Origin of the sequence: uncultured Roseobacter sp. (assembly GCF_947492555.1) — a bacterium.
Taxonomy (GTDB): domain Bacteria; phylum Pseudomonadota; class Alphaproteobacteria; order Rhodobacterales; family Rhodobacteraceae; genus Roseobacter.
The window spans coordinates 1,155,137-1,181,000 of the sequence record NZ_CANLNE010000002.1; the positions used below are offsets into that span (position 1 = coordinate 1,155,137).

29 protein-coding genes are annotated in these 25,864 nt (G+C 60.6%); 15 read left to right on the top strand and 14 right to left on the bottom strand.

Going from position 1 to position 25,864, the window contains the following annotated elements:
* Positions 1-143 precede the first annotated feature (143 nt).
* The 9 genes from sdhC to Q1A07_RS12765 are packed head-to-tail and all read left to right on the top strand — an operon-like array spanning position 144 to position 6,367.
* Complete coding sequence (gene sdhC / locus Q1A07_RS12725) at positions 144-527, top strand: succinate dehydrogenase, cytochrome b556 subunit (RefSeq protein ID WP_299781241.1); 384 nt, start codon at positions 144-146, stop codon at positions 525-527.
* Positions 528-537: 10 nt separating this feature from the next.
* Entirely contained in the window at positions 538-909 is a 372-nt protein-coding gene (sdhD, locus tag Q1A07_RS12730; protein WP_299781243.1) for a succinate dehydrogenase, hydrophobic membrane anchor protein, read from the top strand.
* A gap of 50 nt (positions 910-959) precedes the next feature.
* Positions 960-2,765: a succinate dehydrogenase flavoprotein subunit gene (sdhA, locus tag Q1A07_RS12735; protein WP_299781245.1), complete on the top strand. Its 1,806-nt coding sequence runs from the start codon at positions 960-962 to the stop codon at positions 2,763-2,765.
* Positions 2,766-2,809: 44 nt separating this feature from the next.
* Positions 2,810-3,466, top strand: a complete 657-nt coding sequence (locus Q1A07_RS12740; protein WP_299781247.1) for an FkbM family methyltransferase — start codon at positions 2,810-2,812, stop codon at positions 3,464-3,466.
* On the top strand, positions 3,463-3,792 hold the full coding sequence (locus Q1A07_RS12745; RefSeq protein WP_299781249.1) for a hypothetical protein: 330 nt from the start codon (positions 3,463-3,465) through the stop codon (positions 3,790-3,792). Before Q1A07_RS12740 ends, Q1A07_RS12745 begins: the two co-directional genes overlap by 4 nt.
* 19 nt (positions 3,793-3,811) lie before the next feature.
* On the top strand, positions 3,812-4,591 hold the full coding sequence (locus Q1A07_RS12750; protein WP_299781250.1) for a succinate dehydrogenase iron-sulfur subunit: 780 nt from the start codon (positions 3,812-3,814) through the stop codon (positions 4,589-4,591).
* Between the two features lie 21 nt (positions 4,592-4,612).
* The gene (locus tag Q1A07_RS12755) at positions 4,613-5,263 is read left to right on the top strand and encodes a hypothetical protein (protein ID WP_299781252.1); all 651 of its coding nucleotides are present in this window, start codon (positions 4,613-4,615) and stop codon (positions 5,261-5,263) included.
* 11 nt (positions 5,264-5,274) lie between these two features.
* On the top strand, positions 5,275-5,487 hold the full coding sequence (locus tag Q1A07_RS12760) for a hypothetical protein (RefSeq protein WP_299781254.1): 213 nt from the start codon (positions 5,275-5,277) through the stop codon (positions 5,485-5,487).
* Positions 5,488-5,521: 34 nt separating this feature from the next.
* On the top strand, positions 5,522-6,367 hold the full coding sequence (locus Q1A07_RS12765) for a DUF1989 domain-containing protein (RefSeq protein WP_299781256.1): 846 nt from the start codon (positions 5,522-5,524) through the stop codon (positions 6,365-6,367).
* Here the strand turns inward: Q1A07_RS12765 and deoD are convergent, their stop codons facing one another.
* From deoD to Q1A07_RS12785, 4 genes are all read right to left on the bottom strand, one after another.
* Positions 6,368-7,072 carry a purine-nucleoside phosphorylase gene (gene deoD, locus Q1A07_RS12770; protein WP_299781258.1) on the bottom strand — a complete coding sequence of 235 codons (705 nt, stop codon included), beginning with the start codon at positions 7,070-7,072 and terminating at the stop codon, positions 6,368-6,370.
* A gap of 4 nt (positions 7,073-7,076) precedes the next feature.
* A complete protein-coding gene (locus tag Q1A07_RS12775) occupies positions 7,077-7,412 on the bottom strand; it encodes an H-NS histone family protein (RefSeq protein WP_299781260.1) in 336 nt (111 codons plus the stop codon).
* A gap of 88 nt (positions 7,413-7,500) precedes the next feature.
* Entirely contained in the window at positions 7,501-9,468 is a 1,968-nt protein-coding gene (locus tag Q1A07_RS12780) for a protein meaA (RefSeq protein ID WP_299781262.1), read from the bottom strand.
* A gap of 99 nt (positions 9,469-9,567) precedes the next feature.
* A complete protein-coding gene (locus Q1A07_RS12785; protein ID WP_299781264.1) occupies positions 9,568-10,161 on the bottom strand; it encodes a GNAT family N-acetyltransferase in 594 nt (197 codons plus the stop codon).
* 45 nt (positions 10,162-10,206) lie between these two features.
* Between Q1A07_RS12785 and Q1A07_RS12790 the strand changes: the two genes are divergently transcribed.
* The 6 genes from Q1A07_RS12790 to Q1A07_RS12815 all read left to right on the top strand — a co-directional run bounded on the left by Q1A07_RS12790 (position 10,207) and on the right by Q1A07_RS12815 (position 17,139).
* Complete coding sequence (locus tag Q1A07_RS12790; protein ID WP_299781266.1) at positions 10,207-11,574, top strand: 1-acyl-sn-glycerol-3-phosphate acyltransferase; 1,368 nt, start codon at positions 10,207-10,209, stop codon at positions 11,572-11,574.
* Positions 11,575-11,720: 146 nt separating this feature from the next.
* Positions 11,721-13,001, top strand: a complete 1,281-nt coding sequence (gene ccrA, locus Q1A07_RS12795) for a crotonyl-CoA carboxylase/reductase (protein WP_299781268.1) — start codon at positions 11,721-11,723, stop codon at positions 12,999-13,001.
* Positions 13,002-13,372: 371 nt separating this feature from the next.
* On the top strand, positions 13,373-14,092 hold the full coding sequence (locus Q1A07_RS12800; RefSeq protein ID WP_299781270.1) for a LuxR family transcriptional regulator: 720 nt from the start codon (positions 13,373-13,375) through the stop codon (positions 14,090-14,092).
* 115 nt (positions 14,093-14,207) lie between these two features.
* Positions 14,208-14,846, top strand: a complete 639-nt coding sequence (locus Q1A07_RS12805) for an acyl-homoserine-lactone synthase (RefSeq protein ID WP_299781272.1) — start codon at positions 14,208-14,210, stop codon at positions 14,844-14,846.
* 53 nt (positions 14,847-14,899) lie between these two features.
* Positions 14,900-16,441 carry an AAA family ATPase gene (locus tag Q1A07_RS12810; protein WP_299781274.1) on the top strand — a complete coding sequence of 514 codons (1,542 nt, stop codon included), beginning with the start codon at positions 14,900-14,902 and terminating at the stop codon, positions 16,439-16,441.
* Complete coding sequence (locus Q1A07_RS12815; protein ID WP_299781276.1) at positions 16,438-17,139, top strand: SDR family oxidoreductase; 702 nt, start codon at positions 16,438-16,440, stop codon at positions 17,137-17,139. Before Q1A07_RS12810 ends, Q1A07_RS12815 begins: the two co-directional genes overlap by 4 nt.
* A 33-nt stretch (positions 17,140-17,172) precedes the next feature.
* Here the strand turns inward: Q1A07_RS12815 and Q1A07_RS12820 are convergent, their stop codons facing one another.
* The 10 genes from Q1A07_RS12820 to Q1A07_RS12865 all read right to left on the bottom strand — a co-directional run bounded on the left by Q1A07_RS12820 (position 17,173) and on the right by Q1A07_RS12865 (position 25,765).
* Positions 17,173-17,940 carry a TIGR02186 family protein gene (locus Q1A07_RS12820; RefSeq protein ID WP_299781278.1) on the bottom strand — a complete coding sequence of 256 codons (768 nt, stop codon included), beginning with the start codon at positions 17,938-17,940 and terminating at the stop codon, positions 17,173-17,175.
* Between the two features lie 5 nt (positions 17,941-17,945).
* A complete protein-coding gene (locus tag Q1A07_RS12825; RefSeq protein WP_299781280.1) occupies positions 17,946-18,860 on the bottom strand; it encodes a sulfite exporter TauE/SafE family protein in 915 nt (304 codons plus the stop codon).
* Between the two features lie 96 nt (positions 18,861-18,956).
* A complete protein-coding gene (locus Q1A07_RS12830; RefSeq protein WP_299781282.1) occupies positions 18,957-19,925 on the bottom strand; it encodes an ABC transporter permease in 969 nt (322 codons plus the stop codon).
* Positions 19,925-21,019, bottom strand: a complete 1,095-nt coding sequence (locus Q1A07_RS12835) for an ABC transporter permease (protein WP_195821767.1) — start codon at positions 21,017-21,019, stop codon at positions 19,925-19,927. The genes Q1A07_RS12830 and Q1A07_RS12835 overlap by 1 nt, the downstream gene beginning before the upstream one ends.
* 3 nt (positions 21,020-21,022) lie before the next feature.
* Entirely contained in the window at positions 21,023-22,576 is a 1,554-nt protein-coding gene (locus Q1A07_RS12840; RefSeq protein ID WP_299781285.1) for an ABC transporter ATP-binding protein, read from the bottom strand.
* Between the two features lie 3 nt (positions 22,577-22,579).
* A complete protein-coding gene (locus tag Q1A07_RS12845; protein ID WP_299781287.1) occupies positions 22,580-23,575 on the bottom strand; it encodes a BMP family ABC transporter substrate-binding protein in 996 nt (331 codons plus the stop codon).
* Between the two features lie 133 nt (positions 23,576-23,708).
* Positions 23,709-24,146 (bottom strand): GNAT family N-acetyltransferase, encoded by a 438-nt coding sequence (locus Q1A07_RS12850; RefSeq protein WP_299781289.1) that lies wholly within the window; start codon positions 24,144-24,146, stop codon positions 23,709-23,711.
* Entirely contained in the window at positions 24,143-24,760 is a 618-nt protein-coding gene (gene tsaB, locus Q1A07_RS12855; protein ID WP_299781291.1) for a tRNA (adenosine(37)-N6)-threonylcarbamoyltransferase complex dimerization subunit type 1 TsaB, read from the bottom strand. Before tsaB ends, Q1A07_RS12850 begins: the two co-directional genes overlap by 4 nt.
* Positions 24,760-25,176: a GFA family protein gene (locus tag Q1A07_RS12860; protein WP_299781993.1), complete on the bottom strand. Its 417-nt coding sequence runs from the start codon at positions 25,174-25,176 to the stop codon at positions 24,760-24,762. The genes tsaB and Q1A07_RS12860 overlap by 1 nt, the downstream gene beginning before the upstream one ends.
* 25 nt (positions 25,177-25,201) lie before the next feature.
* Positions 25,202-25,765, bottom strand: a complete 564-nt coding sequence (locus Q1A07_RS12865; protein ID WP_299781293.1) for a NifU family protein — start codon at positions 25,763-25,765, stop codon at positions 25,202-25,204.
* Positions 25,766-25,864 lie beyond the last annotated feature (99 nt).

The window sequence follows — 25,864 nt, forward strand, 5'->3', positions numbered from 1 at the left end:
TGTTCTCGTGTGATCACAAATAACGTCAAGTTAATGATTTTTGTACAATACGCGCCAATTAACCGCGCCTTCAGATGGCGCAGACACGTGACAAGCCCGTAATAAGCAGTAAAAAGAAATGCAGGGAACAAAAGGAATCTAACATGGCTGATGTCAATCGGGGCAACCGCCCCTTGTCGCCGCATCTGACGATCTATCGTCCGCAGCTGACCTCCATGACCTCCATTCTGACGCGCATCACCGGCAATGCGCTTCTGATCTCTTCCTTGTTGGTTGTCTGGTGGTTTCTGGCCGCGGCGACCTCGCCCGAGTATTTCGCTTATGCGAATGGCGTGCTGACCAGCTGGTTCGGTGATCTGGTGATGACCCTGTCGCTCTGGGGGCTGTGGTATCACACACTGGCGGGGCTGCGGCATTTGATCTGGGATCAGGGCATCGGCCTCGATCTCGATACGGCCTACAAACTGGGTTATGCAGTGATCGCCGGCTCGGTGTTGCTGACATTCCTGACCATCGTGATCATCTAAGGGGGCCGCCATGAGCTATCTGACAGACCGCAAACGCGCCGTGGGCATGGGGTCCGCCAAATCTGGCACCGCGCATCACTGGTCGATGACTGTGAGTTCCGGCGCTCTGCTGATCCTGATCCCGCTCTTTGTCTTTACTTTTGGCCCGATGCTGGGTGCCTCTTATGAAGAAGTCACGGCATACTTCAATCGCCCGTTCCCGGCGATTGTCGCCGGCCTGACCATCATTGTGACCTTCAAACACTTTGCCGGAGGTGTGCAGGCGCTGATCGAGGACTATGTGCATGGGTTGGCACAGAAAGTCGCAATCGTGGCGATGACCTGTGTCAGCTACGCGGCCATGGCCGTGGGCCTTTACGCAATCGTGCGGCTCGCACTCTGACCCCAATGACCGTGCGGGCATGTCCTGCATGAGACCCAGGAGACTGATCCATGGCTGAATATGAATACGAAACACATGAATACGACGTCGTGGTGGTCGGAGCGGGCGGCGCCGGGCTGCGGGCCACGCTGGGCATGGCCGAACAGGGGCTGCGCACAGCTTGTGTGACAAAGGTCTTCCCGACGCGGTCGCACACCGTTGCCGCCCAGGGTGGCATCGCCGCGAGCCTTGCGAACATGGGCCCCGATACCTGGCAGTGGCACATGTATGACACCGTCAAGGGTTCCGACTGGCTGGGCGACACGGACGCGATGGAATACCTCGCTCGCGAGGCGCCCAAGGCGGTGTACGAGCTGGAGCATTACGGCGTGCCGTTTTCGCGGACTGAGGAGGGCAAGATCTACCAGCGCCCCTTTGGCGGGCATACCACCGAGTTTGGCGAAGGCCCTGCGGTGCAGCGGACCTGTGCCGCCGCCGACCGCACCGGCCACGCGATCCTGCACACGCTTTATGGTCAGAGCCTCAAGAACAATGCGGAATTTTACATCGAGTATTTCGCCATCGACCTGATCATGTCCGAGGACGGTGTCTGCCAGGGCGTGCTCTGCTGGAAACTGGATGACGGCACGCTGCACCTCTTTAGCTCCAAGATGGTGGTGCTTGCGACCGGCGGCTATGGCCGCGCCTATTTCTCGGCAACCTCGGCGCATACCTGCACCGGTGACGGTGGCGGGATGACCGCGCGGGCCGGGCTGCCCCTGCAGGATATGGAGTTCGTGCAGTTCCACCCCACCGGCATTTATGGTGCCGGGTGCCTCATCACCGAAGGCGCGCGCGGCGAGGGCGGGTATCTCACCAACGCTGAGGGCGAGCGCTTCATGGAGCGCTATGCGCCGCAGTACAAGGACCTCGCGCCCCGCGACTACGTGAGCCGCTGCATGACGATGGAGATCCGCGAGGGCCGCGGCGTCGGCAAGGACGGCGACCACATTCACCTGAACCTCAACCACCTGCCGCCCGAGACGCTGAAACTGCGGCTGCCGGGCATTTCGGAAAGTGCACGTATCTTCGCTGGCGTGAACCTCAACAAGGAGCCGATCCCGGTGCTGCCCACGGTGCACTACAACATGGGCGGCATCCCCACGAACTACTGGGGTGAGGTGCTGGCCCCCACCAAGGACGACCCAGACCGGGTGTCGCCCGGCCTCATGGCCGTGGGCGAGGCGGGCTGTGCCTCGGTGCACGGCGCGAACCGCCTCGGCTCCAACTCGCTCATCGACCTTGTGGTCTTTGGCCGCGCCGCCGCGATCCGCGCGGGCAAGGTGGTCGATCCCGAGGCGCCGGTGCCCACGCCCAACACCGCCTCGGTGCAGGCCGCGCTCGACCGTTTCGACAACACTCGCTACGCCAAGGGCCACACGCCCACGGCTGAGCTGCGACTGGAGATGCAGCAGTGTATGCAGAAGGACGCCGCTGTCTTCCGTGCCAACGACACGCTGGCCGAAGGCAAGAAAGCGATGGATGAGGTCGCTGGCAAGTGGTCTGACGTCGGCGTGACGGACCGCAGCCTCGTCTGGAACTCCGATCTGATGGAAACGCTGGAACTGGCGAACCTGATCCCCAACGCGGTGGCCACGATCACCGGCGCCGAAGCACGCAAGGAGAGCCGCGGCGCCCATGCCCACGAGGATTTCCCTGAACGCGACGACAAGAACTGGCGTAAGCACTCGCTGATCTGGTTCAAGGGCAACAAGGCAAGCTTGGGCTATCGCGGTGTGCACGAGCAACCGCTCACCAGCCACAACGACGGCGGGATCGACCCCAAGAAGATCGCGCCCAAAAAGCGGACGTTCTGAGCCCGATGCTGCAGGAAATCAGGCGTACGCTCAAATCTGAAGGGATGGCCATTCATCCCATCAAGACGCGCGCGCCCTATATTCGGTCTTATGGTTTCGCACCGGATGTGGTGATTGACGTCGGGGTGGCGCAGGGCACTCCCTGGCTCTACCGCAGTTTTCCGCATGCGCGCTTTGTGTTGATCGATCCGCTGGAAAGCTCTGCCGAGGCGGTGCGCGCCAAGGGTCTGCCGAAGGACTTTCATTTCCACGCCACCGCACTTGGTGCGCGGGAAGGGAAGGCAACCCTGATGGTGCCGCACTCCGAGAAGGGGGAGCATGTGGCGATGGCCAGCCTCAAACGGCGCATCGACAAACGGGCCGAGACCTACATAAGAACTGAACAGTCCTACGTAAATGTCAGGCCTCTGGACGAGATTTCCGTGGCTTATCCAGGTCGGATCGGACTCAAGATCAACACGCAAGGTTCCGAACTGGATGTGCTGAAAGGCGCATCTGAGACGTTGAAACGCTGTGACTTTGCCATTCTGGAAATTTCGATGACCCCGCGCTTTGCCGGTGTCGGCTTACCCTCCGAGGTCATCGCCCTGCTGGCCGAAGCCGGTCTCGAATGGCGCGATGTGCTGAGTTTCGGCGGGGGTCAGGGCAAAAAAGCCCGGCCAAGCCATATGGACGTACTTTTTACAAGGTGGACTTCATGATCCGAATTCTTCTTCCCGCCGCATTCCTGCTGGCAGCCTGCGCAGATGTGCAGCAGGCGACGGACACTGCCGGGCGCAACACCGCCAAGACCATCTTGCCCGAGGCGCTGGCGATCTATTTCCCGCAGGTGCCCAAGCAGCTATTCACCCCCTTTACGAATTGCGTGGTGGATAATGCCGACGCCAGCGAAGTACAGTCGCTGGCTGCGGACGCCCTGACCGGGGTGGATCAGGGTACGGCAGATACCATTCGCACCGTTCTGTCGCGCCCCGAAGCGCAACAATGCCTCCGTGCTGCCGCCCCGTCGGCGCTCGCGACACTATAGACTGAACAGGAGACCCGACATGGTTCAACTGACGCTGCCGAAAAACTCCCGGATGACCAAGGGTAAGACCTGGCCCAAGCCGGAAGGCGCCAATAATCTCAGGAAGTTTACAATCTATCGCTGGAACCCGGACGATGGCGAGAACCCGCGTGTGGATACCTATTTTGTAGATCTCGACAGCTGTGGTCCGATGATCCTGGACGCGCTGATCAAGATCAAGAACGAGATTGACCCGACGCTGACCTTCCGCCGGTCCTGCCGCGAAGGCATCTGCGGCTCCTGCGCCATGAACATCGACGGGATCAATACGCTCGCCTGCATCTACGGCATGGACGAGGTGAAGGGTGATGTGCGCATCTACCCGCTGCCGCATATGCCGGTGGTCAAGGACCTGATCCCGGACCTCACCCATTTCTACGCACAGCACGCGAGCATCATGCCGTGGCTCGAAACCAAGACCAACCGCCCCGCGAAAGAGTGGAAACAGTCCATCGAGGACCGCAAGAAGCTCGACGGGCTTTATGAATGCGTCATGTGCGCGTCGTGTTCCACCTCCTGCCCCAGCTACTGGTGGAACGGCGACCGCTATCTCGGGCCCGCGGCCCTGCTGCACGCTTATCGCTGGATCATCGACAGCCGCGACGAGGCGACAGGCGAGCGTCTGGACGATCTGGAAGACCCGTTCAAGCTCTACCGCTGCCACACCATCATGAACTGCGCCAAGACCTGCCCCAAGGGGCTGAACCCGGCGGAGGCGATTGCAAATATCAAGAAAATGATGGTGGAACGCGCCCACTAAATCGGCCAGAGGGGGCGGGCAATGAACTTCTTGGTCTCCGCTATGGCCGGTCTGGCGATCGGCGCCATTCTCGTTGGCCTTTGGCTCTGGCTGGCGCTGCGCCCCGTGTGGCGCCTTTCCCGGGGCGCGCGGCCCCCTTGGTATGCCTGGGCGCCGCTGCAGATTTCGCTGGTGGTGCTGGTCCTGGGGCTGATCGTCTATACTCCGAAATACGCCTTGCTGCTTGCGGGCCTTCCGCCGATTGTGTTTTTCGATGCCTTGTTCCGCGGGCATGTCTCCGGGTTTCTCGGACAGATTGCTGTCATCGCCGTGCCGGCGACTTTGGCTGCCGTGTGGCTGTGCGTCGCTTGTCGTCCGCTGCGGGTCATTGCCGTTGGTGTCGGGTTGGCGACACTAGGGGGTGTCACACTCGTTGCAGGCGAACGCATCAGCCAAACCGCCATGTGCACCGAGGCGCGTGCTTTGGGCGCCACGGAGATCACGCGCATCCCGCTGGCATCGAGTATCGGCAACAGGACCGGCGGCATGTTCCGTCGCAGGAGCCACGCCCAGACTGAAGCGGGTGGCCACCGATATGGCTGGAGCTACAGCCAGATGGGCTGGTACCGCCTGCCCGAGGACGTCGTCGCTACGGTCGACGGCCAGGTTGTCACCTGCGACCCTCCGACGTAAAGGCCATCGCCATGCACATCGTTATCGGCCTGATCATCGCCTTCATCATCGTTGCGATCTTCGCGCGCCGCAATCGCACCACCCGCCGTTGCCGCTGGCGCGAAGACCGGGCGGGTGATCGGGGCAACCTTCGGAAGTACAAATGCGCCGCCTGCGGGGCCGAGGCCTTTACTGCGTCCAAAGGGCCACCCGACACCTGCAAATCTCATCTGCCGCCTGTATGAGAACAGGCTCCGTTCAGTAAAGGACCGATACGCCGTGACCACACCTGCCGATGCCGAAACGCGCCGCGCCGTCAAACCCGTAATCTGCTACCCGGTGGAGGCGCTGCCTGCGCCTGACATGGCCCTTTACGATCAGGCGCGCCAGAAGCTGACCAAAATCGATGAGGTGCTGGTACCTGCGCGCGAGGCATGCTGTTTTACCGTGCCCGCCGGGCATTTCTTTCGCATCACCAGTGTCGAGGGACCTCAGGTAGGTGATTTGAATCTGCACAATGCGGCGGACCTCAGCGAACGGTTTTATTCCGGCAAGACCCGTGCGTTGCATGGCACCCACATCACGCAGGGGGAGCGGATGTGGTCGTCTTTCCCGTATCTGCGCCCCATGGCGACGATCACGCATGATACGCTGGGCTGGTATGGAATCGATGCCTTCGGCGGCTCGGTGCATGACGTGATCGGCACCCGCTGCGATCCTTATACCCACGCGCTCTTGTCGGACGGCGGGCAGTACCATCATTGCTGTCACTCCAACCTCACGCGGTCGCTTGCGGCATATCTGGGCGTTCCGCGCGTTGAAGCGGAGCCCCTGGTGCATGACGTGCTGAACGTCTTCATGTGCACCGGGTTCACCCGCGATACGGGGCAGTATTTCATGAAAGCGAGCCCCGTGCGCCCCGGTGATTTTCTGGAGTTCTTTGCCGAGATTGATTTGCTCGGAAACCTCTCTGCCTGTCCGGGTGGGGACTGCTCGTCCGAGCATTCCAGCGATACCGCCTCTTGCCACCCGCTGCTGGTCGAGGTTTTTCGCCCCGCGGAGGGCAGCTTGACCGGATGGCAATCGCCTGCGGTCAACGGCTATGATCGCAGCCACGGGGCGTGATCAGCTGAAAGCAGCCTCAAGCGCGATCTCGACCATATCGCCAAAGGTCTGCTCGCGATCTTCCGCGGGCAGTGCTTCACCCGTTTGCAGGTGGTCGCTGACCGTCAGGATTGCCAAGGCCCGGCGGCCATGGCGTGCCGCGAGCGTGTAAAGCTCCGCCGCCTCCATCTCAACCCCCAGAATACCGTGGCGCACCATCTGCTCGTCCAGATCGGGGCGCTCCGCGTAGAAGACATCCGAAGAATAGATCCCGCCTACGTGGGTTGTCGTGCCGCGCGTCTTCGCTGCCGCAACGGCAGCAGCCAGCAAGTCGTAGCTGGCTGTTGGCGCAAAATTTACCTCCCTGAAAATCCCCGAGGAGGGCGAGGTGATCGTGGTTGCCGACATGGCAATGATCACGTCACGGACGGACACATGCGGCTGCATCCCGCCGCAGGAGCCGATGCGGATCAGCGTTTGCGCATCATACTGGGAAATCAGCTCGTTGGCATAAATCGACAGCGACGGCATGCCCATCCCCGAGCCTTGGATCGTGACCCGGTTCCCTTTGTAGGTGCCGGTGAATCCCAGCATGCCACGAACTTCGTTGACCAGCTTGGCATCGTCCAGAAATGTCTCTGCCGCCCATCTTGCACGGTACGGATCGCCCGGCATCAAAACGGTTTCGGCAATATCACCGGGGGCGGCACCGATGTGGATGGTCATGCGTTCAGATTTCCAGCGTCTTGGGATCGACGCCTGCCGCTAGAGCATCCCGGTACCAGCCGGGTTGACGCCCCATGCCACTCCATGTCTGCTTGGGGTCCGCCGGATTGGCATATTTTGGCGCGCGCGCCTTTTTAGGAGCGGCTTTTGCTGTTCGTTTTGGCGCCGGCGCAGAGCCAGCCGTGAGTTCCTCAAGTTTAAATCCGAATTTCGCGGCCGCTGCTTCAGCCGCTTTCTTTGCTTCGCGCCGCTCTTTGTTTTCGATTGTTTTCAGTGCTTTATGCGCGTCCTTGATCAGTTTTTCCAACTGTTTACGCGTCATTTTCGACAGGTCTGCCATTGCGCCTCTCCCTTGAATGGTCGGCGATTGATACAACTACGCACCGCCGGGATACAAGTGCGTCTCGTCAAATGCACCTCATGTCACACTATTGCGCCGCGACGGCCTGTGGGTCGGCAAGAGTCACAATGTCCATCATGATGGTGTTGAGCTCGAAATCCTTGGGTGTGTAGACCCGTGCAACTCCCATGGACCGCAGCCGTTCTGCATCATCGTCCGGGATAATGCCGCCGACGATCACAGGGATATGGCCAAAGCCTGCAGCCCGCATCTGATCCATCAGATCCTCCACCAGCGGGATATGGCTGCCGGACAGGATCGACAGGCCCACCACATGGGCATTGTCCTCCTGCGCCGCCGCAACGATTTCCGCAGGTGTCAGGCGGATGCCTTCATAGGCGATATCCATACCGCAATCCCGCGCACGCACGGCGATCTGTTCGGCCCCGTTCGAGTGACCGTCGAGCCCTGGCTTGCCCACAAGAAACTTGAGACGCCGACCGAGTTTGTCACTTACGACGTCCACCGCCTCGCGCAGATCATCCAACCCTTCGGTCTTGTTAGACCGCGCCCCCGACACACCCGTCGGGCCCCGGTACTCGCCATGCACAGCCCGCATCTGGGTGGCCCATTCGCCGGTTGTCACACCTGCTTTCGCAGCGGCGATGGAGGGTTCCATCACGTTACGCCCGTCGGCGGCAGCAGCGCGTAGATCAGCCAGGGCTTGTTTCACTGCCCCTTCATCCCGGTCGGCACGCCATGCGTCCAAGCGTGTGATTTGCTCTGCTTCGACTGCCGGATCCACCACCATGATGCCGCCGTCGCCGGTCATCAGGGGTGAAGGCTCGCCCTGCTGCCACTTGTTTACGCCGACGACGATGGTTTCACCCGCCTCAATCCGGCCCAACCGTTCCGCGTTGCTGTCGACCAGCCGCGCTTTCATATAGTCGATGGCCTCGATAGCGCCACCCATGCCGTCAAGGTTGGCAAGCTCGTGCCGCGCGCCTTCCTTTAACGCCTCGACCTTGGCATCTACCGCCGGATTGCCGTCAAAAAGGTCGTCAAACTCCAGCAGATCGGTCTCATAGGCCATGATCTGCTGCATCCGCATCGACCATTGCTGATCCCAGGGGCGGGGCAGGCCAAGCGCCTCGTTCCACGCAGGCAATTGCACGGCGCGGGCGCGGGCCTTTTTGCTGAGCGTCACCGCAAGCATTTCGATGAGAATGCGGTAGACGTTGTTCTCGGGCTGCTGTTCTGTCAGGCCGAGCGAGTTCACCTGCACGCCATAGCGGAAGCGGCGGAACTTGGGGTCTTCCACCCCGTAGCGCTCGCGGCAAATCTCGTCCCAGAGATCCACAAAGGCACGCATTTTGCACATCTCTGTCACAAAGCGGATGCCTGCATTCACGAAGAATGAAATGCGGCCGACCACGGCCGGGAAGTCCTCTGCCGCCACACGCGGTTTCAACGCATCCAGCACAGCTGTCGCTGTGGCCAGGGCAAAGGCCAGTTCCTGCTCGGGCGTCGCACCGGCCTCTTGCAGGTGGTAGGAACAGACGTTCATCGGGTTCCATTTGGGCACGTTGGTATAGCAATACTCGGCCACATCCGCGATCATCTTGAGGCTGGGCGCAGGCGGGCAAATATAAGTGCCGCGGCTCAGATACTCTTTGATCAGGTCGTTCTGCACCGTGCCCTGCAGCTTCGAGACGTCGGCGCCCTGTTCTTCGGCCACCGCAATATAGAGCGCCAGCAGCCACGGGGCCGTGGCGTTGATTGTCATGGAGGTGTTCATCTGCTCCAGCGGGATCTGGTCAAAGAGCGTGCGCATGTCGCCCAGATGGCTGACCGGAACACCTACTTTGCCCACTTCACCCCGCGCGAGCACATGATCGCTGTCATACCCCGTCTGCGTGGGCAGATCGAAGGCCACCGACAGACCAGTCTGGCCCTTGGCGAGGTTCGACCGATAAAGCGCATTGGACGCCTGGGCAGTGGAGTGACCCGCATAGGTACGGATCAACCAGGGGCGGTCTTTCTTGGCGTCGGACATGGTAACCTCGTGAATCAGGCAAAGCAATTTTATTACGTCACAAGACTGATACTTGGAATATTATGCCGATGTCAATTCGCTGCATTGCGGCATGATCGGTTATTTTACCGGGTTCTGCCAGAGCATCTGGGTCGCAGACTTGAACCGAAAAACATGGCGAAAGGGTCCGGTGTGCTCAATCCCATGCGGTACAAAGCCTTCCCGCAGATAGAGCGCCTTGGCAAGGGGATTTCTGTCAATCACATCAAGACGCACCGTGGGTTTCCCCATGGCGCGGGCCTGTGATTTGACGGCTTCGAGCAGGGCCGTGCCGACACCCAGCCCGCGGGCGCTTTCATGCACACATATGCCGTCCATCAGCAATACGTCGGGTGCTACGTCCCGTTCTACAAATGACAAGGTCAGACCGCGCCAAACTGCTCCCCAGGAGCCGTAGACGGCCTGCAAATCCTTGAAGTCGCCGCCAACCAGCGCCCCTTCACCCGTTTTGAACCCCGCAATACCCAGTATGCGGCCATCCGATCCGCGCGCGACCAGCGCAAACGCCGGATCGATCACGGCCCGCAGGAATTGCTGCGCCCGCGCATCTGGTCCCAGCACCCGCCCCAGTTTGAACCCGAAGGCTTGCCAGTAGAGGGCAGCAACGATGGGCCTCTCATCGGTGTCGAACCCGGATGATATTTCGTATGCCATGCATTTGATATTGTTCTTGCCGCCCTGTCCTGCAAGGGTCGCCCCATGACGCAAGTCGTTGAAATACCGTTGTGGCTGTTTGTGCTGATCGTGCTCTTTGCAGCCGTCACCTTCGCGTCGCACTTTCTGTTTCCATCCGTCCGCTGGTTTTTCCGGCGAAGGTTGGAGCGCGCGGTGACGCGCTTGAACGAGCGTCTGACCCGGCCCATTGAGCCCTTCAAGCTGGCCCGGCGGTACGACATGATCCAGCGGTTGATCTACGATCCGGAGGTCACGCGCGAAATCGTCAATCATGCGCAGTCCAACAAGGTGCCTGAAAATGTGGCCTTCGAGCGGGCCCGGGCCTACGCGCGGGAAATCGTGCCAAGCTTCAGCGCCTTTACCTATTTCGGCCTTGGCACACGCATGTCCCGCCTGCTGGTCAATTCGATCTATTCGGTTTGGACCGGGCCCCGCAATGACGAGATAATTCGGTCCATCCCCAAAGATGCGACTGTGGTCTTCATCATGAACCATCGGTCGAACATGGACTATGTCCTGGTGACCTACCTCGCTGCGCGGACGTCGGCCCTATCTTACGCGGTAGGTGAATGGGCGCGGGTCTGGCCGCTTAGCCGGCTCATTCGGATGATGGGGGCGTACTTCATCCGGCGCAAATCGCGTGGTGCGCTCTATCGCAAGGTCCTGGCGCGCTACGTCCAGATGGCCATTGCCGGTGGGGTGGCACAGGCCATCTTTCCCGAGGGCGGGCTCAGCCTGAATGGGCGACTGATGCCGCCACGCATGGGATTGCTGTCCTATGTGTTGGAAGGTCACGATCCGGAGGGCCGCGATGTGGTCTTTGTGCCCGTGGCAATCAACTACGACCGGGTGCTGGAAGACAGGGTCCTGATCGCGGCGGCAGCCCGGGGTGACCGGCGGTTCGGTGCCCGTATTTCGGTTGTTGTGCGGTTCATCCTGAGCAAGTTCTGGCAGGGCTTGCGGGGACGCGTGACGCGGTTCGGGACAGCCGCCGTTGTCTTTGGCGAGCCAGTCTCTTTGCGTACGTTCGGAGCGGACAAACCGGTGGAAGACCTCGCCCGCAGCCTGATGCAGCGGATTGAGGCGGTGATGCCGGTGCTTGTCGTGCCGCTGATCTCACGCGTGCTGGCTCAAAAGGACAAACCTGTTTCTCAGTCGGAACTTGTGAACTGCGTCAAAGACCTTTTTGAACAGGTCGAACCATTCATGCCCGAGAAACTGGGCAAGGACCTCGACGCCGCGGTCCACAACGCGCTTGCACAGATGCGCAAGCACGGGGTGGTTAGTGAGGAGGCGCAGGGGTGGCGGATCGTTCCGGGTCAGCGTTCTGTCATCGAATACTACGCGAATTCGATTGCACATCGCTTTCAGGCGGATGCAACTGCAGCATAAATGCTGTGATTGCGAAGTCATAAAGTTACAAAAATAGACCTCTAGATGTTGCAATGTTGCGCGGCACTGCATATTCAATCCCCACAAGCCGCGATTCTGCATTGCGGCATCATTGATTTGAGTATGTCGCTAAGCAGGAGGCTTGCATGGCACTGGATACCACCATCGCGCACTACGAGGCGCCGGAAAAAGACCTCTATGAAATGGGTGAAATGCCCCCCATGGGCTATGTGCCCAAACAGATGTACGCGTGGGCGATCCGCCGGGAACGTCACGGCGAACCCGACAGCGCGATGCTGCAGGAGGTCGTGGAGGTCCCGAAGCTCGACAGCCAGGATGTGCTGGTGCTCGTGATGGCCGCCGGGGTCAACTACAACGGCGTCTGGGCCGCTCTGGGCGTGCCGATCAGCCCGTTTGACGGGCACAAGCAGCCTTACCATATTGCCGGGTCGGACGCGTCCGGCATTGTCTGGGCCGTCGGCGACCGGGTCACGCGCTGGAAAGTTGGTGACGAGGTGGTCATTCACTGCAATCAGGACGACGGCGACGATGAGGAATGTAACGGTGGTGACCCCATGTATTCGCCCAGCCAGCGCATTTGGGGATACGAGACGCCGGACGGGTCGTTTTCACAGTTCACGCGGGTGCAAAGCCAACAGCTGATGCCGCGACCCAAGCACCTGACATGGGAAGAAGCGGCCTGCTACACGCTGACGCTGGCAACCGCCTACCGGATGCTGTTCGGCCATGAACCACACGACCTCAAGCCCGGCCAGAACGTGCTGGTCTGGGGCGCGTCAGGTGGTCTGGGATCCTACGCCATCCAGCTGATCAATACGGCAGGGGCCAACGCGATTGGTGTGATCTCGGATGAAAGCAAACGCGATTTTGTCATGGACCTCGGTGCCAAGGGCGTTCTGAACCGTAAGGATTTCAACTGCTGGGGACAGTTGCCGACCGTTAATACCCCGGAATACGCGGAGTGGTTCAAGGAAGCGCGCAAGTTCGGCAAGGCGATTTGGGACATCACCGGCAAGGGCGTGAACGTCGATATGGTGTTCGAACACCCGGGCGAGGCAACTTTCCCTGTCTCCACCTTCGTGGTGAAGAAGGGCGGCATGGTTGTCATTTGTGCGGGCACCACCGGGTTCAACCTGACCTTTGATGTGCGCTACATGTGGATGCACCAGAAACGCCTGCAGGGCAGCCACTTTGCGCATTTGCAGCAGGCGTCGGCGGCCAACAAGCTGATGCTGGAGCGGCGGCTCGATCCCTGTATGTCCGAGGTGTTTACCTGGGCGGACCTGCCACAGGCACATATGAAGATGATGCGCAACGAGCACAAACCCGGCAACATGTCCGTCTTGGTGCAGGCGCCGACCACCGGACTGCGTACCTTCGAAGATGCCTTGGAGGCAGGCCGTTAACCTAACATCGAGCCGATTAAACATGACGAACGCCCGCGAATCACGTATAGGTTGCGCGGGCGTTTCTCGTTATAGTTGTGACGCTCTTTAGTATCAATCACTTAGAAATTTCGACCTCGCTATTTCTGGGGAGTTAATAACTGCGAATTTTCAGCAGACGTTCATACATGTTAGAGTTGTGTTAATCTTTCATTAACCTTTAAGAGGCGAGTCTGCTATGCGAAGTGATTGGATTTTGGACGTTCTCACGGACTTGAAAACATTTGCGACAGCAAACGACTTGCCGGTGCTTGCCGAACAGTTGGATGACACCGCAATTGTTGCTCTTGCCGAGATCGCCGCCCTTCACGAAAGGACGCAGGGCACGGCACATGGTAGCGAACACGACGGTGGAGGAAGTCTTGGCGGAGCTGGAGCAGGCGGACACGCTTGAATCCATACAGGACGCCATCCTCAAACTCAGGGAGTATTTTCAGGTCGAGAACATGGTCTACCATTGGGTGGACAGTGCTGGGGAACAATATGGCTACGGCACCTACCCGCTCGAGTGGGCCACAAGATATCAAGAGCAGAACTACATCCGGATCGATCCGGTCATTGCCGGGTGCTACAAACGCTTTCATCCTGTGGATTGGAAAAAGCTGGATTGGTCCAGCAAGGCTGTGCGCGCCTTTCAGGCAGAAGCGCTGGAGTACGGCATTGGCAATCAGGGCTATTCCATTCCCATCCGGGGGCCTAACGGTCAGTTCGCCCTCTTTACGGTGAATCACACCTGCGACGATGCGGACTGGGAAAAATTTACGGAGGACAACAGGCGCGAACTGATCCTGATCGCGCACTATTTTAACCAAAAGGCGCTTGAGTTCGAACCGAACCGGGCGCCGGAACAATCACAGCCACTGTCTCCCCGTGAAATTGACGCAATGACCCTGCTTGCAATCGGCTACAGCCGGGCGCAAGTGGCTGAAACGCTTTCGATTTCCGAACACACGCTGCGTGTCTACATCGAAAGTGCCCGCTTTAAACTGGGCGCATCCAACACCACGCACGCGGTCGCCAGGGCGCTCAGCCGCGGTCTCATCGTCGTGTGAAAACGCAACCTGAAACGGCTTCATCCGTTAACGTGACGCACGCCGTGGTCGGCCACCGTTAAACATCCTCAAGCTAATCCTTTGCTCATCCCGCGCTCTGACCAAAGGAACTAAAATGCTTCGTTACATCTACGCCGATCAGCTGTCCCGCCACAAAAAACTTGCTCAATCCATGTTTCAGGATCGTGCGGATCAGTTCAAAACGCGCCTGGGGTGGGAAGTCAGCGTGGACGAACAAGGGTTCGAGCGGGATGAGTATGACGCGATGAACCCGCTCTACGTGATCTGGGAAATGCCCGACGGCACCCATGGCGGGTCCATGCGGTTCCTACCGACAACGGAACGGACCATGGTCAACGATCACTTCACCCGCCTGATGGGTGGCGGCACCATCACCAGCCCGCTCATCTGGGAATGCACGCGCTTTTGCCTGAACCGCGAGGCGCCAAGCCGTGTGGCAGCGGCCCTGATGCTGGGCGGCGGTGAAATCATGAGCGGCTTTGGCGTGAAGCATTTTGTCGGGGTCTTCGACGCGCGCATGGTACGGATCTATCGCATGATCGGATCCTCTCCGGAGGTTCTGGGCAGCGAAGGCAAGGGGCGCGACGCCATCAGCATCGGCCTGTGGGAATTTGCGCCCGAAGCGCAGGCCAAGGTTGCCCTGCGCGCCGGTGTCTCACCGGAGCTCTCCCGCCTCTGGTTCGACCGGGCATTCGGACGCGAAGTGGCACGCCAATTGGCCTGCGCGGGCTAAATCCGCTCAGGTGGCATCTGGTCCCTGTCGCGCGGCCCCTGTAGGGTCGCGCCATGACCACACCCGCGCTGACTTTCTCCGACGACCAGGCCGCAGCTTATGATAGCGTGACAGAGGTCCTGCGCGGGTCGGGCATTGATCTGGATGATCAACTTCTGACACCGCCCAAAAGTTCGGTTGCCTCTGTCATGGCCATCACCGGCAAGGCGGGATCGGGCAAAACGCTGCTGTTGGCAGAGCTTTACAAGGCGTTGGAAGGCGCAGGTGTCGAGGTCGTCTCGGGCGATTACGAATCCCGCAAACGCCGCGACAAGCGCACGCTGGCCATTCTTGCACCAACCAACAAGGCCGCGAGTGTTCTGCGTCTGCGCGGTGTGCCCGCGACCACGATTCACCGCATCCTTTACACGCCGGTCTATGATCCGGAATATGAACGCATCGCGGAGTGGCTGGCGGCCAATGGAGAGCGTCCTGAGATCGACGGGCTGACCGATGTGGCCCTTGACCGGGCAGCAGCCTTTTATGCCACCAACAAGTCGATTCCCGGTGCCTTGGCGGCGGCGGGTCTGCGCGGGTCGGATTTCATCACCGGCTGGAAACGGCGGGAAGAGCCGCTGGACATTGGTTTTGTCGATGAATCGTCGATGCTGGACGACAAGCAATTCGAGGATCTCAGGGAGATTTTCCCGACGCTCTTGTTGTTCGGTGATCCTGCTCAGCTTGCGCCGGTTAACCAATCAGGCGCGATGGTGTTCGAGAAGCTGCCTGAAAAACGGGTGCTGGCCCTGAACCGTATCCACCGGCAGGAGGCGGACAACCCGATCCTTGATCTCGCCCATGCGCTTGGTGATCCCGATCTGGGGTTTGAGCAATTCGAGCGGATGGTAGAGGAGGCAGCAGCACGCGATGAACGGGTGGTCTGGGGCCAGCGGGTCGAGGTCGATCTGATGGCGCGCAGTCCTGTGCTGGTCTGGCGCAACGCGACGCGCATCCGGCTCATCAATGCCTTTCGTCAGGTTCATGGAGCGCCGGAGGATGCGTTGCTGGAGGGTGAACCCCTGATCTGCGACGGCCTGGAGTTGCCGCTGAAGCACCGCAAGAAGCGTTTGGATCTTGAGGCGCGGGGCCTCATCAAGGGGGCACAGGTGATCTATCTGGGCGAGGGGCGCAAACCGGGGTTCAGCCGCCTGCATGTAATGGGAGCAGAAGATCCTCAGGTCTCCGCCGCATCGATCGTGAAAATCGAAAAGCCGGATGAGGAGGAGCCCTTCATCCCCTTTGCAGCCCGGATGGGCGCGACCTTTCTGCATGGCGCGGCGGTCACCATTCACAAGGCTCAGGGCAGCCAGTGGGATACGGTGCAAGTCTTTGCGCCTGATCTCTACGCCGCAGCGCGGATGGGGCGCTCAGAGGCGGGACAGCCGCTCTGGAAGCGCTTGGCCTATGTGGCGATCACGCGGGCGCAGGAGAGGCTTATCTGGGTGGTGCGCAATCGGCTGTCGAAACCGACCGGGCCGCTCGCCGTGGATGATTTGCGCGCGGTGCCCGCAGCCCCACTGGCATTGTCCGAACCCCAACCGGAGGAATTGCTATGAAATCGGTCATCATTACAGGCGCCAGCTCGGGCATTGGCCATGCAACGGCGGAGATGTTTCTGGAGGCAGGCTGGCGCGTCGGTCTGATCGCGCGGCGCGCGGACCGGCTTGAGGCTCTTGCCGACCGGTTTGAAACCGCAGTGCCGCTGCCTGCCGATGTGACCGATGCAACGGGCATGCAGGCGGCGTTCGATGCTTTCGGCCATCTTGATTTGCTTTTCAACAACGCGGGACTTTTTGGACCTTCGGCGACAATCGACGAGGTCGATCTGCAGGACTGGGCCGAGGTGATGCAGGTGAATGTTGGTGGCATGTTCATTGCCGCGAAACTGGCCTTTGCACAAATGCGCAGCCAGAAACCACAGGGCGGGCGGATCATCAACAATGGCTCACTGTCAGCCTACGTGCCGCGCCCGAATTCAGTGTGCTATACCACGACCAAACATGCGGTGACCGGGTTGACCAAAACCCTGTCACTGGATGGGAGGCCCTTCGGCATTGCCTGCGGGCAAATCGATATAGGTAACGCGGAAACCGACCTGCTTGCGCAATTGAAAAAGACACAGCCAGGTACTGCGACGATGGACGTTCAGAATGCCGCGCGATCCGTCCTGCATATGGCCGGGATGCCCCCGGAAGCGAATGTGCAATTCATGACCGTCATGGCGACCACAATGCCGTATATCGGGCGCGGGTGATACCAAAGGTGGGCTTCAGGCCACCCTTGGAGCTCAGGCGCGGAACATCCTGAAGACGGCGGATGCAGCCCAGCCTGCGGCAATGGCGATGGCGATGGACATAATCCCGTAAAGCAGAGGTTGCCCCCGAGAAAGCTCAAAGAGCCAGCGTTCCAAACCAACTTTCTGCACATCGATGGTCGTGTCATAGCTGGAGATCACCTGACCATCGCGCGTCAGGAAAATACGCGTCACGTAATCGCCCTCTGTCAGTGCGGCCGGCAGGCGGACGGCCGTGCGAAACAATGTCTGTTCGCTGACGGTAACCGCGTCCTCGCGCAGCTGGTAGAGATCTGATCGGCTGCGGATGCGGATGAGTGCCTCGGTGAAGCTTTCGGCATCGCTGATGTTCGAGGGCGCACCTACCGAGCGGATGGCGCGCGGCACGGATATCTTGTGGCGCAGGTCCTCCACATCCTTGAGCACCTCACGCAACGGGCCGCTGGTCTGCACAGCGTAGAAGCTGGGCGCGCGATCCACTTCGACGGCATCCGTGTTCACCCAGATCCCCAACCGTTTGGCTTTGCGCCGTACAGTCAGAGGCATGGACGGGCCTGCAACGGTTACGATGACCTCGATGGGTGGCCCTTCTGGAATGGCCTTTTCCCGCTTCACGGCGCCGAAGATAAGAATATCAGAGCCGTCAAAGCTCGTGGTGATCGACACCTTGTCCTTGCTGAGGCCCAACACGACTTCTTCGGCCCATAGCGGTCCTGTGCAGAGCAGAGAAAGCGCCAGGAGAGCGGTCAGAAAACGGGGCATCACGTTCAATGCCCCGCGGCCGCACCGACGGAGTAGAGCTCCGACGGCATCAAAAGCAGATCGAGGGCCAGCTTGCCGCATACCGCAAGCACCATGAGGGCCAGAAGGATGCGCAGCTGTTCGGCCTTCATCTTGACGCCGATGCGCGTCCCGATCTGCGCACCGATCACGCCCCCGACCAAGAGCAGTACCGCCAGCACGATGTCCACGGTAAAGTTCGTCGTGGCGTGCAGCAGCGTGGTAAAGCCGGTCACGAAAATGATCTGGAAAAGCGATGTGCCCACGACAACCTTGGTCGGCATGCCGAGCAGGTAGATCATGGCGGGCACCATGATGAAACCGCCCCCCACACCCATGATCGCTGCCAGAATACCGACGGCCACGCCCACCAGCAGCGGGGGGATCACGGAGATGTAGAGCCCGGAGACCCGGAACCGCATCTTGAAGGGCAGCCCGTGGATCCAGTTGTGCTTCTTGCGGGCAGGCGGTTTGCCGGATTTGGTCTTGCGGATCGCGTTCAGGCTTTCGATGAACATCAGCCCGCCGATCACGCCAAGGAAGACGACATAGCAGAGCTTGACCAGCAGATCGACCTGGCCCTGCGCCTTGAGGTAGTTGAATACGACGACCCCCAGCGCAGCACCGACAAGGCCCCCTATGAGCAGCACGGTGCCCATCCTGAGATCGACCGTCTTTCGCTTCAAATGCGCCAGCACGCCGGAGAAGGAAGAGGCGACAATCTGGTTGGCTTCGGTGGCCACAGCCACCGCAGGCGGGATGCCGATCATGAAGAGCAGCGGTGTCATCAGGAACCCACCGCCCACACCGAACATGCCCGACAGGATGCCAACAATCCCACCCAGGCCGAGCAACAAAAAAGCGTTGACCGAAACTTCGGCGATGGGAAGGTAAATTTGCATGTCCTCTGTTAGAGCACAGGGGGGTGCAAAATCAATGCCCCTTGCTGCCCTGCAGCAATCAGGACTGACATAAAAGGCCGAACTGGCCTTATGGGATCAGCGCTCTTTGACGTAGGGTTCGCCTCCTGCGCGAGGTGGGATCGCTTTGCCCACGAAACCGGCCAGAATGATCACGGTCATGACGTAGGGCAGCGCGCCCAAGAGAGCCCCCTGTACCTTGATGCCGAATAGCGCTTCGATCACGTCCGGGCGGGTCTCCAGCGCGCCAAAAAGACCAAAGAGCAGCGTGGCATAGAGTGCATACCAGGGCCGCCATTTGGCAAAGATCAAGGCGGCGAGCGCGATGAACCCGCGACCCGCGGACATGTCCTTGACGAACCCTGCCTGCAGAGCTGTTGAGAGGTAAGCGCCCGCGATGCCGCAGAGGATCCCGCAGATCATCACGGCGGCGTAGCGCAACCCGACGACGGAAACACCCGCGGTATCCACGGCGGCAGGGTTTTCCCCAACGGCGCGCAGGCGCAGGCCGAAGCGCGTGCGAAACAGGATCCACCACGTCAGCGGCACCATGGCGAAAGCGAGATAGACAAGGATCGAGTGCCCCGAAATCAGTTCCTGATAGATCGGGCCGATAAAGGGCACGGACCCGAAGGCTTCGGCGAAGGGCAGGGTGATGGGCTCGAACCTTGCGCCGCCCATCAGAGAGGGGGTGCGCCCGCCCTGGCTGAACCAGTCCTGCGCGATCAGAACCGTCAGCCCCGCGGCCAGAAAATTGATCGCAACGCCGGAAATCAACTGGTTGCCGCGGAAGGTGATGGAGGCCAGCCCATGCAGCAGGCTGAACAACATCGACGCGGTGATGCCCGCGAGCAGACCGATCCAGACAGAGCCGGTCAGCGCGGCAATCGCGGCGGAAAAGAACGCCGCGGCAAGCATTTTACCTTCAAGGCCGATGTCGAAAATGCCCGCCCGTTCAGAGAACAGTCCGGCCAGGCAGGCCAGCAGCAGCGGGGTGGCCAGACGCACGGTGCTGTCGAGCAGTTGGATGAGGGTCAGGAAATCCATCAGGCATTCCTCCGCCGCATCATCAGGAACAGCCGTTCCAGTGGCATGCGCACCATGTTGTCGAGCGCGCCGGTAAAGAGGATCACAAGGGCTTGAATGACTACGATCAGCTCACGGGGAATCGATGTCCAGAGGGCGAGTTCGGCCCCGCCCTGATAGAGGAACCCAAAGAGGATTGCTGCCAGCAGAACGCCAAACGGGTGGCTGCGCCCCATGAGGGCCACGGCGATGCCGATGAAGCCCGCGCCTTCGACCGCGTTCAGCACCAGTCGTTCGGCTTCGCCCATCACGTTGTTGATCGCCATGAGCCCCGCCAGACCGCCGGAGATCAGCATGGCGATCATGGTGATGGCCGTGGGAGAGATGCCGCCGTATTTGGCCGCAGGTTCAGATTTGCCGTAGCTGCGGATTTCGTATCCTAACCACGTGCGCCAGAGCAGGAACCACACGAGCACGCAGGCGAGCAGCGCGATCAGGAAGGTCACATTTGCGGGCGCGGACTTGGAGAAGTTGATGCCGATGGGTGCGAGGATGTCATGCAAGGTCGGCAGGTGCGTGGTTTCCGGAAAGCGGGCGGTGGCCGGGTCCATGCTGCCCGCCGGGCGCATCAGGTTCACGAGCACGTAGTTCAGCACGGCCGCGCCGATGAAGTTGAACATGATCGTGGTGATCACGATATGGCTGCCGCGTTTGGCCTGCAGGAACGCCGGTATGGCGGCCCACGCCGCCCCGAACAGCGCCGCCGCGCCCGCCGCGCCCAGCAGGGCCAGCGTCCAATGCGGCCAGGGGATCAGCAGGCAGGCCAAGGCGACGCCCAGCCCGCCGAGCATGGCCTGTCCTTCGCCGCCAATGTTGAAAAGACCCGCATGAAAGGCCACCGAGACGGCAAGGCCGGTAAAGAGGAAGTTGGTCGCGTAATAAAGCGTGTAGCCCCAGCCATAGGTGCTGCCCAAGGCGCCCGTGACCATCAGGTTCACCGCCGCAATCGGGTCTTCCCCAATGGCAAGGATCACCAGCGCCGACAGGATCGCGGCCAGCAGCAGCGAGATGAGCGGGACGAGGGTGACCTCGGCCCATTTTGGCATCACTTCCATGCTTTAGTTCCCTACACCGGCCATCAGCAGCCCCAGTTCTTTTTCGTCCGTCTCCGCCGATACCCGTTCACCCATGATATGCCCGTCGAACATCACCGCAACCCGGTCTGCCAGCGCGAGGATTTCCTCAAGCTCGACCGAGACCAGCAGCACGGCCTTGCCCTTGTCGCGCAGGGCCACGATCTGCTGGTGAATGAATTCGATTGCCCCGATGTCGACGCCGCGGGTGGGCTGGCCGACCAGCAGCAGATCGGGGTTGCGCTCGATCTCACGCGCCAGCACGATCTTCTGCTGATTGCCTCCGGAGAAGTTCTTGGCGGCCAGGCCCGGGTTGGGCGGGCGGACATCGAACCGCTCCATCTTGGCTTCGGTATCGGCGCGAATGGCCGCGTTGTTCAGCAAGACGCCCGACTGGTAATCCGGATCGCGGTGATAGCCAAAAGCGGTGTTCTCCCAGGCGGAGAAATCCATGATCAGCCCTTCGCGCTGCCGGTCTTCTGGCACATGGGCGATGCCACGCGCCCGGCGCGAGCGTCCGTCAGAATGCTTGCCGGACAGATCAAGCGGCTGGCCGTTTACGCGGATCTCGCCACTGGCATCGGCATAGCCGCCTAGTACCTCTAGCAACTCGGACTGGCCGTTCCCGGCCACACCGGCAATCCCGACGATCTCCCCGGCGCGCACCTGCAGGTCAATCCCCTTGAGCCGTTCGACACCCTTGTCGTCAACCACGTGCAAGTTCTTGATGTCGAGAACAACATCGCCAGGGACGGCGGGTTTTTTATCAACCCGCAGCAGGACCTTGCGCCCCACCATCAGCTCGGCAAGTTCCGCCGGAGAGGTGTCTTTGGTCTTGACCGTTGCCGTCATCTCGCCCCGCCGCATGACGCTCACGGTATCCGTGGCTTCCATGATCTCACGCAGTTTGTGGGTGATCAGGATGATGGTTTTGCCCTCTTCGCGCAGCCGGTCGAGGATGCGGAACAACTGATCCGCCTCTGCCGGGGTCAGCACGCCGGTGGGCTCATCGAGGATCAGGATATCGGCTTGCCGGTAGAGGGCTTTGAGAATTTCGACACGCTGCTGCATGCCGACACCAAGCTCTTCGATCACCGCGTCCGGGTCGACGTTGAGCCCGTATTCATGCTCCAGCTCCAGCAGCGTCTTGCGCGCCTTGGCGAGCGAGGGGGTCAGCAGCCCACCGTCTTCGGCCCCGAGAATGATGTTCTCGAGCACCGTAAAATTCTCAACCAGCTTGAAGTGCTGGAAGACCATGCCGATGCCTGCGGCAATCGCCGCCTGGCTGTCGGGGATGTCGGTTTTCTTCCCGGCGATAAAAATCTCGCCCTTGTCGGCTTTGTAAAAGCCATAAAGGATCGACATCAGGGTCGATTTGCCCGCGCCGTTCTCTCCGATGATGCCGTGAATCGTGCCGGGCATGACCCGGATGGAAATGTCCTTGTTGGCCTGAACCGGTCCAAAAGCCTTTGAAATGCCCTGGAGTTCGATGGCGGGGGCGGCAGTTTCCTGCCGCCCCGACGTATCGCTGCCGTTCATGCTTTAAAAGCTCAGAGCCGGGCAGCTGTCGTCCGATGTATAGTCATGCACGGCCAGATCTCCGGCTGCGATTTTGTCAGCAGCAGCATCAACCGCCGCCTGCATGTCTGCGCTCACCAGATCGGCGTTGTTTTCATCCATGGCATAGCCGACGCCGCCATTGGCAAGCCCCATGACGTTAAAGCCTTTTTCCATGCCCGGGCCGTCAGACATCGCGTCAAAGACAGCGTTATCGACGCGCTTGAGCATGGAGGTCAGCACTTTGCCCGGATGCAAGTGGTTCTGGTTGCTGTCCACACCGATGGAGAGGATGTTTTCATCCGCCGCCGTTTGCAGCACGCCGACACCGGTGCCGCCCGCAGCGGCATAGACCACGTCAGCGCCCTGGCTGATCTGCGCCTTGGTCAGCTCGGAGCCCTTCACCGGGTCGTTCCAGGCGGCAGGCGTCGTGCCCGTCATGTTGGCAATCACCGTGGCGTCGGGATTGACGGCCTTGACACCCTGCGCGTAGCCGCAGGCGAATTTACGGATCAGCGGGATGTCCATGCCACCGATGAAGCCGACCGTGCCGGATTGCGAGGCTTTGGCGGCCAGCATGCCAACGAGGTAGGAGCCTTCATGTTCGTTAAAGACCACGGAACGGACGTTGGGCGCATCCACCACCATGTCGATGATGACGAAATCCGTGTCCGGGTAGTCGCTCGCCACCTGACCCAGCGCGTCGCCGAAGGCGAAACCGGTCATGACAATCGGGTTGGCGCCGGATTCGGCAAAGCGGCGCAGAGCCTGCTCGCGCTGCGCTTCGGACTGCAGTTCGATGTCACGGAAGGAGTTGCCGGTCTCTTCGGCCCAGCGTGTGGCTCCGTTGAACGCCGCTTCGTTAAAGGACTTGTCGAACTTGCCGCCAAGATCGAAGATCAGCGCGGGTTCGGCGAGGGCGGCACCAGCGGACAAAGCCAGTGCAGCCGTTGCGCCGAGAAATTTGTGCATAAGAGTCATTCAGGGGTCTCCCAGTTTGTGATTTTGGGGCGTCCGGCGGGCCAATCATAGCCCAAAGCCGCCCGGTATGAGCAGAGTTTATCTGTTCCTGTGCAAATTAGGGCCTAGCTGACGGGCAGGGTCAACCGGTTTTTCAAGGTGTGCGGGGGGATTCAGGCCCCTGACCGCAGGGCAATGCCGCTGTCATCAGCACAGCATCGACCGTGGTGCCGTCAGAACGCTTGTAGTAGCCCCGCCGCCGCCCGGCTTCGGCGAATCCATGCTTGCGGTAAAGGTTCTGCGCCGCGAGATTGTCTGCAGCTACCTCCAGAAATGCCGTTTGCGCCGCCGCATCCGACATCCATTGGGTCATCAGTCTGGTAGCGATGCCTTGACGGTGGTGGTCGGGATGCACCGCGAGGGTCAACAGCTCCGCCTCCCCTGCGACGATGCGGATCAGGGCGAACCCCTGCGAATGAGCGATGAGAGTAACATGCGGGCTCAGCAGAAGGTCGGCAAATTCATCGGCCGACCAGTTTCGTTCAGACTGGAAAGCAGAACGATGCAGATTGGCCAGCTCTGCCGGCGTCATGGGAGGATGACGGGTGGTGCGTCGCGCGCAGGCGCCGCATCCGCCGGTCGCAGGTAGAGCGGCGCCGGGCGCTGGGTTGTCGTGCTGTATCGTTCTGCCGTCAGATGAGCGATGGCTTGCGCAACCGGGTAGGTGGGCGACTGACCCGTCGCGCCAAAAAGGGGCCCGTCATAGGCGGGCAGGCAAAGTGCGGGAGCCATAAGCGGCTCTGTGGTCGCCGCTCCATCAAAGCGCTGGAAATAGAGGTGGTCTCGGCGGGCATCGATTGCCACGGCGCAAGGGCCATCGTGGCCATATCGCAGGGCGTCGAAACTGGACACGCCAACGGCGGGGACGCCAAGACCCAGGGCAAGCCCACGCGCCGCCGCGACAGAAATTCGAATGCCGGTGAAGTTTCCCGGGCCGATGCCCACGCCGATTGCCGTCAGCGCGCCAAAGGATAAATCCGCAGATGTCAGCAGATCGTCACAGAGAGACACAAGCCGTTCGGCCTGCCCTTTCTGCATGGGCTCTTCCGCCTGCGCCACAAGCTGCCCATCCGATAACACCGCCGCCGCGCAATACGGCGCGGCGGTATCAAATGCCAGCACGGTTACGGGCGCGTGTTGGGTCATTACTGCTCTGATCCGGGGCGTAGCGCATCGCGGGCGGTTGTTTCATTTCGAGGAAGCTTGTCCTGGATATGCAACCACGGCAATCCGGACGCGGCATGGGAATGCAAGCTTGGCGGCAGCTCTGCCGCCTGATCAATGAGGCCAAGGGGCACGTAAATCTGTCCCGGAAGATAGCCGTAGCGTGCACCAAGCTGTGACCCACAGGCGTCGCAAAACCAGCGTTCTACGCCGTCAAAATGCGACACAGGCGTGCCGGGGTCGGGCGTGTATCGCACGGACCCATCCGCAAAGGCTGCAAAAGCAGCCACCGGCGCGCCAGAAACGCGCCGACAGTCCGAGCAGTGGCAGTAGGAAACGACGGAAGGTAGGGCAGAAACCGAAAACCGGGTCTTTCCGCAGTAACACCGACCGGTGATCGGCGGGTTCTTGTCCATGATCTGCTTACGTGGCGACCGGGCGCACTTCGGTGACCTCGGGGATGTAGTGGCGCAGCAGGTTTTCGATCCCCATCTTCAGTGTCAGCGTGGAGGAGGGACACCCGGCGCAGGCGCCTTGCATATGCAGGTAGACAACGCCGCGGTCAAAGCCGTGGAAGGTGATGTCGCCCCCGTCTTGCGCCACGGCAGGTCGTACGCGGCTGTCCAGCAATTCCTTGATCTGGTTGACGATCGGGCCGTCTTCCCCGGTGTGTTCCGCATGACCGGAGGCCGGTGTGTGATCCCCGGCCATGACAGGCTGCCCGGATTGGAAATGTTCCATGATCGCGCCCAGAAGGGCGGGCTTGATGTGATCCCAGTCGACTGCGTCGCTTTTGGTCACGGTGACAAAGTCGGTCCCGAAGAAGACGCCGGTGACCCCTTCAACCCCAAAAACACGCGTCGCCAGAGGCGATTTATCCGCCGTTTCAGCGGTCGGGAAATCAGCCGTGCCCATCTCCAGCACGGTCTGACCGGGCAGGAATTTCAAGGTGGCGGGGTTCGGTGTCGATTCTGTCTGAATGAACATGGATTTTCTCCTGAGGATGCCTCAGATATGCGGGTCGTGCCCCGTTAAGTCAAGGTTTGGAATCATTCTAATCTAGGCAGGGCCACGGCACATTAATAA

Coding starts and splice junctions, on each gene's coding strand:
- sdhC (WP_299781241.1), top strand. CDS start 144: ATGGCTGATGTCAATCGGGGCAACCGCCCCTTGTCGCCGCATCTGACG.
- sdhD (WP_299781243.1), top strand. CDS start 538: ATGAGCTATCTGACAGACCGCAAACGCGCCGTGGGCATGGGGTCCGCC.
- sdhA (WP_299781245.1), top strand. CDS start 960: ATGGCTGAATATGAATACGAAACACATGAATACGACGTCGTGGTGGTC.
- Q1A07_RS12740 (WP_299781247.1), top strand. CDS start 2,810: ATGGCCATTCATCCCATCAAGACGCGCGCGCCCTATATTCGGTCTTAT.
- Q1A07_RS12745 (WP_299781249.1), top strand. CDS start 3,463: ATGATCCGAATTCTTCTTCCCGCCGCATTCCTGCTGGCAGCCTGCGCA.
- Q1A07_RS12750 (WP_299781250.1), top strand. CDS start 3,812: ATGGTTCAACTGACGCTGCCGAAAAACTCCCGGATGACCAAGGGTAAG.
- Q1A07_RS12755 (WP_299781252.1), top strand. CDS start 4,613: ATGAACTTCTTGGTCTCCGCTATGGCCGGTCTGGCGATCGGCGCCATT.
- Q1A07_RS12760 (WP_299781254.1), top strand. CDS start 5,275: ATGCACATCGTTATCGGCCTGATCATCGCCTTCATCATCGTTGCGATC.
- deoD (WP_299781258.1), bottom strand. CDS start 7,072: ATGACCATCCACATCGGTGCCGCCCCCGGTGATATTGCCGAAACCGTT.
- Q1A07_RS12775 (WP_299781260.1), bottom strand. CDS start 7,412: ATGGCAGACCTGTCGAAAATGACGCGTAAACAGTTGGAAAAACTGATC.
- Q1A07_RS12780 (WP_299781262.1), bottom strand. CDS start 9,468: ATGTCCGACGCCAAGAAAGACCGCCCCTGGTTGATCCGTACCTATGCG.
- Q1A07_RS12785 (WP_299781264.1), bottom strand. CDS start 10,161: ATGGCATACGAAATATCATCCGGGTTCGACACCGATGAGAGGCCCATC.
- Q1A07_RS12790 (WP_299781266.1), top strand. CDS start 10,207: ATGACGCAAGTCGTTGAAATACCGTTGTGGCTGTTTGTGCTGATCGTG.
- ccrA (WP_299781268.1), top strand. CDS start 11,721: ATGGCACTGGATACCACCATCGCGCACTACGAGGCGCCGGAAAAAGAC.
- Q1A07_RS12800 (WP_299781270.1), top strand. CDS start 13,373: ATGGTAGCGAACACGACGGTGGAGGAAGTCTTGGCGGAGCTGGAGCAG.
- Q1A07_RS12805 (WP_299781272.1), top strand. CDS start 14,208: ATGCTTCGTTACATCTACGCCGATCAGCTGTCCCGCCACAAAAAACTT.
- Q1A07_RS12810 (WP_299781274.1), top strand. CDS start 14,900: ATGACCACACCCGCGCTGACTTTCTCCGACGACCAGGCCGCAGCTTAT.
- Q1A07_RS12815 (WP_299781276.1), top strand. CDS start 16,438: ATGAAATCGGTCATCATTACAGGCGCCAGCTCGGGCATTGGCCATGCA.
- Q1A07_RS12820 (WP_299781278.1), bottom strand. CDS start 17,940: ATGCCCCGTTTTCTGACCGCTCTCCTGGCGCTTTCTCTGCTCTGCACA.
- Q1A07_RS12825 (WP_299781280.1), bottom strand. CDS start 18,860: ATGCAAATTTACCTTCCCATCGCCGAAGTTTCGGTCAACGCTTTTTTG.
- Q1A07_RS12830 (WP_299781282.1), bottom strand. CDS start 19,925: ATGGATTTCCTGACCCTCATCCAACTGCTCGACAGCACCGTGCGTCTG.
- Q1A07_RS12835 (WP_195821767.1), bottom strand. CDS start 21,019: ATGGAAGTGATGCCAAAATGGGCCGAGGTCACCCTCGTCCCGCTCATC.
- Q1A07_RS12840 (WP_299781285.1), bottom strand. CDS start 22,576: ATGAACGGCAGCGATACGTCGGGGCGGCAGGAAACTGCCGCCCCCGCC.
- Q1A07_RS12845 (WP_299781287.1), bottom strand. CDS start 23,575: ATGACTCTTATGCACAAATTTCTCGGCGCAACGGCTGCACTGGCTTTG.
- Q1A07_RS12850 (WP_299781289.1), bottom strand. CDS start 24,146: ATGACGCCGGCAGAGCTGGCCAATCTGCATCGTTCTGCTTTCCAGTCT.
- tsaB (WP_299781291.1), bottom strand. CDS start 24,760: ATGACCCAACACGCGCCCGTAACCGTGCTGGCATTTGATACCGCCGCG.
- Q1A07_RS12865 (WP_299781293.1), bottom strand. CDS start 25,765: ATGTTCATTCAGACAGAATCGACACCGAACCCCGCCACCTTGAAATTC.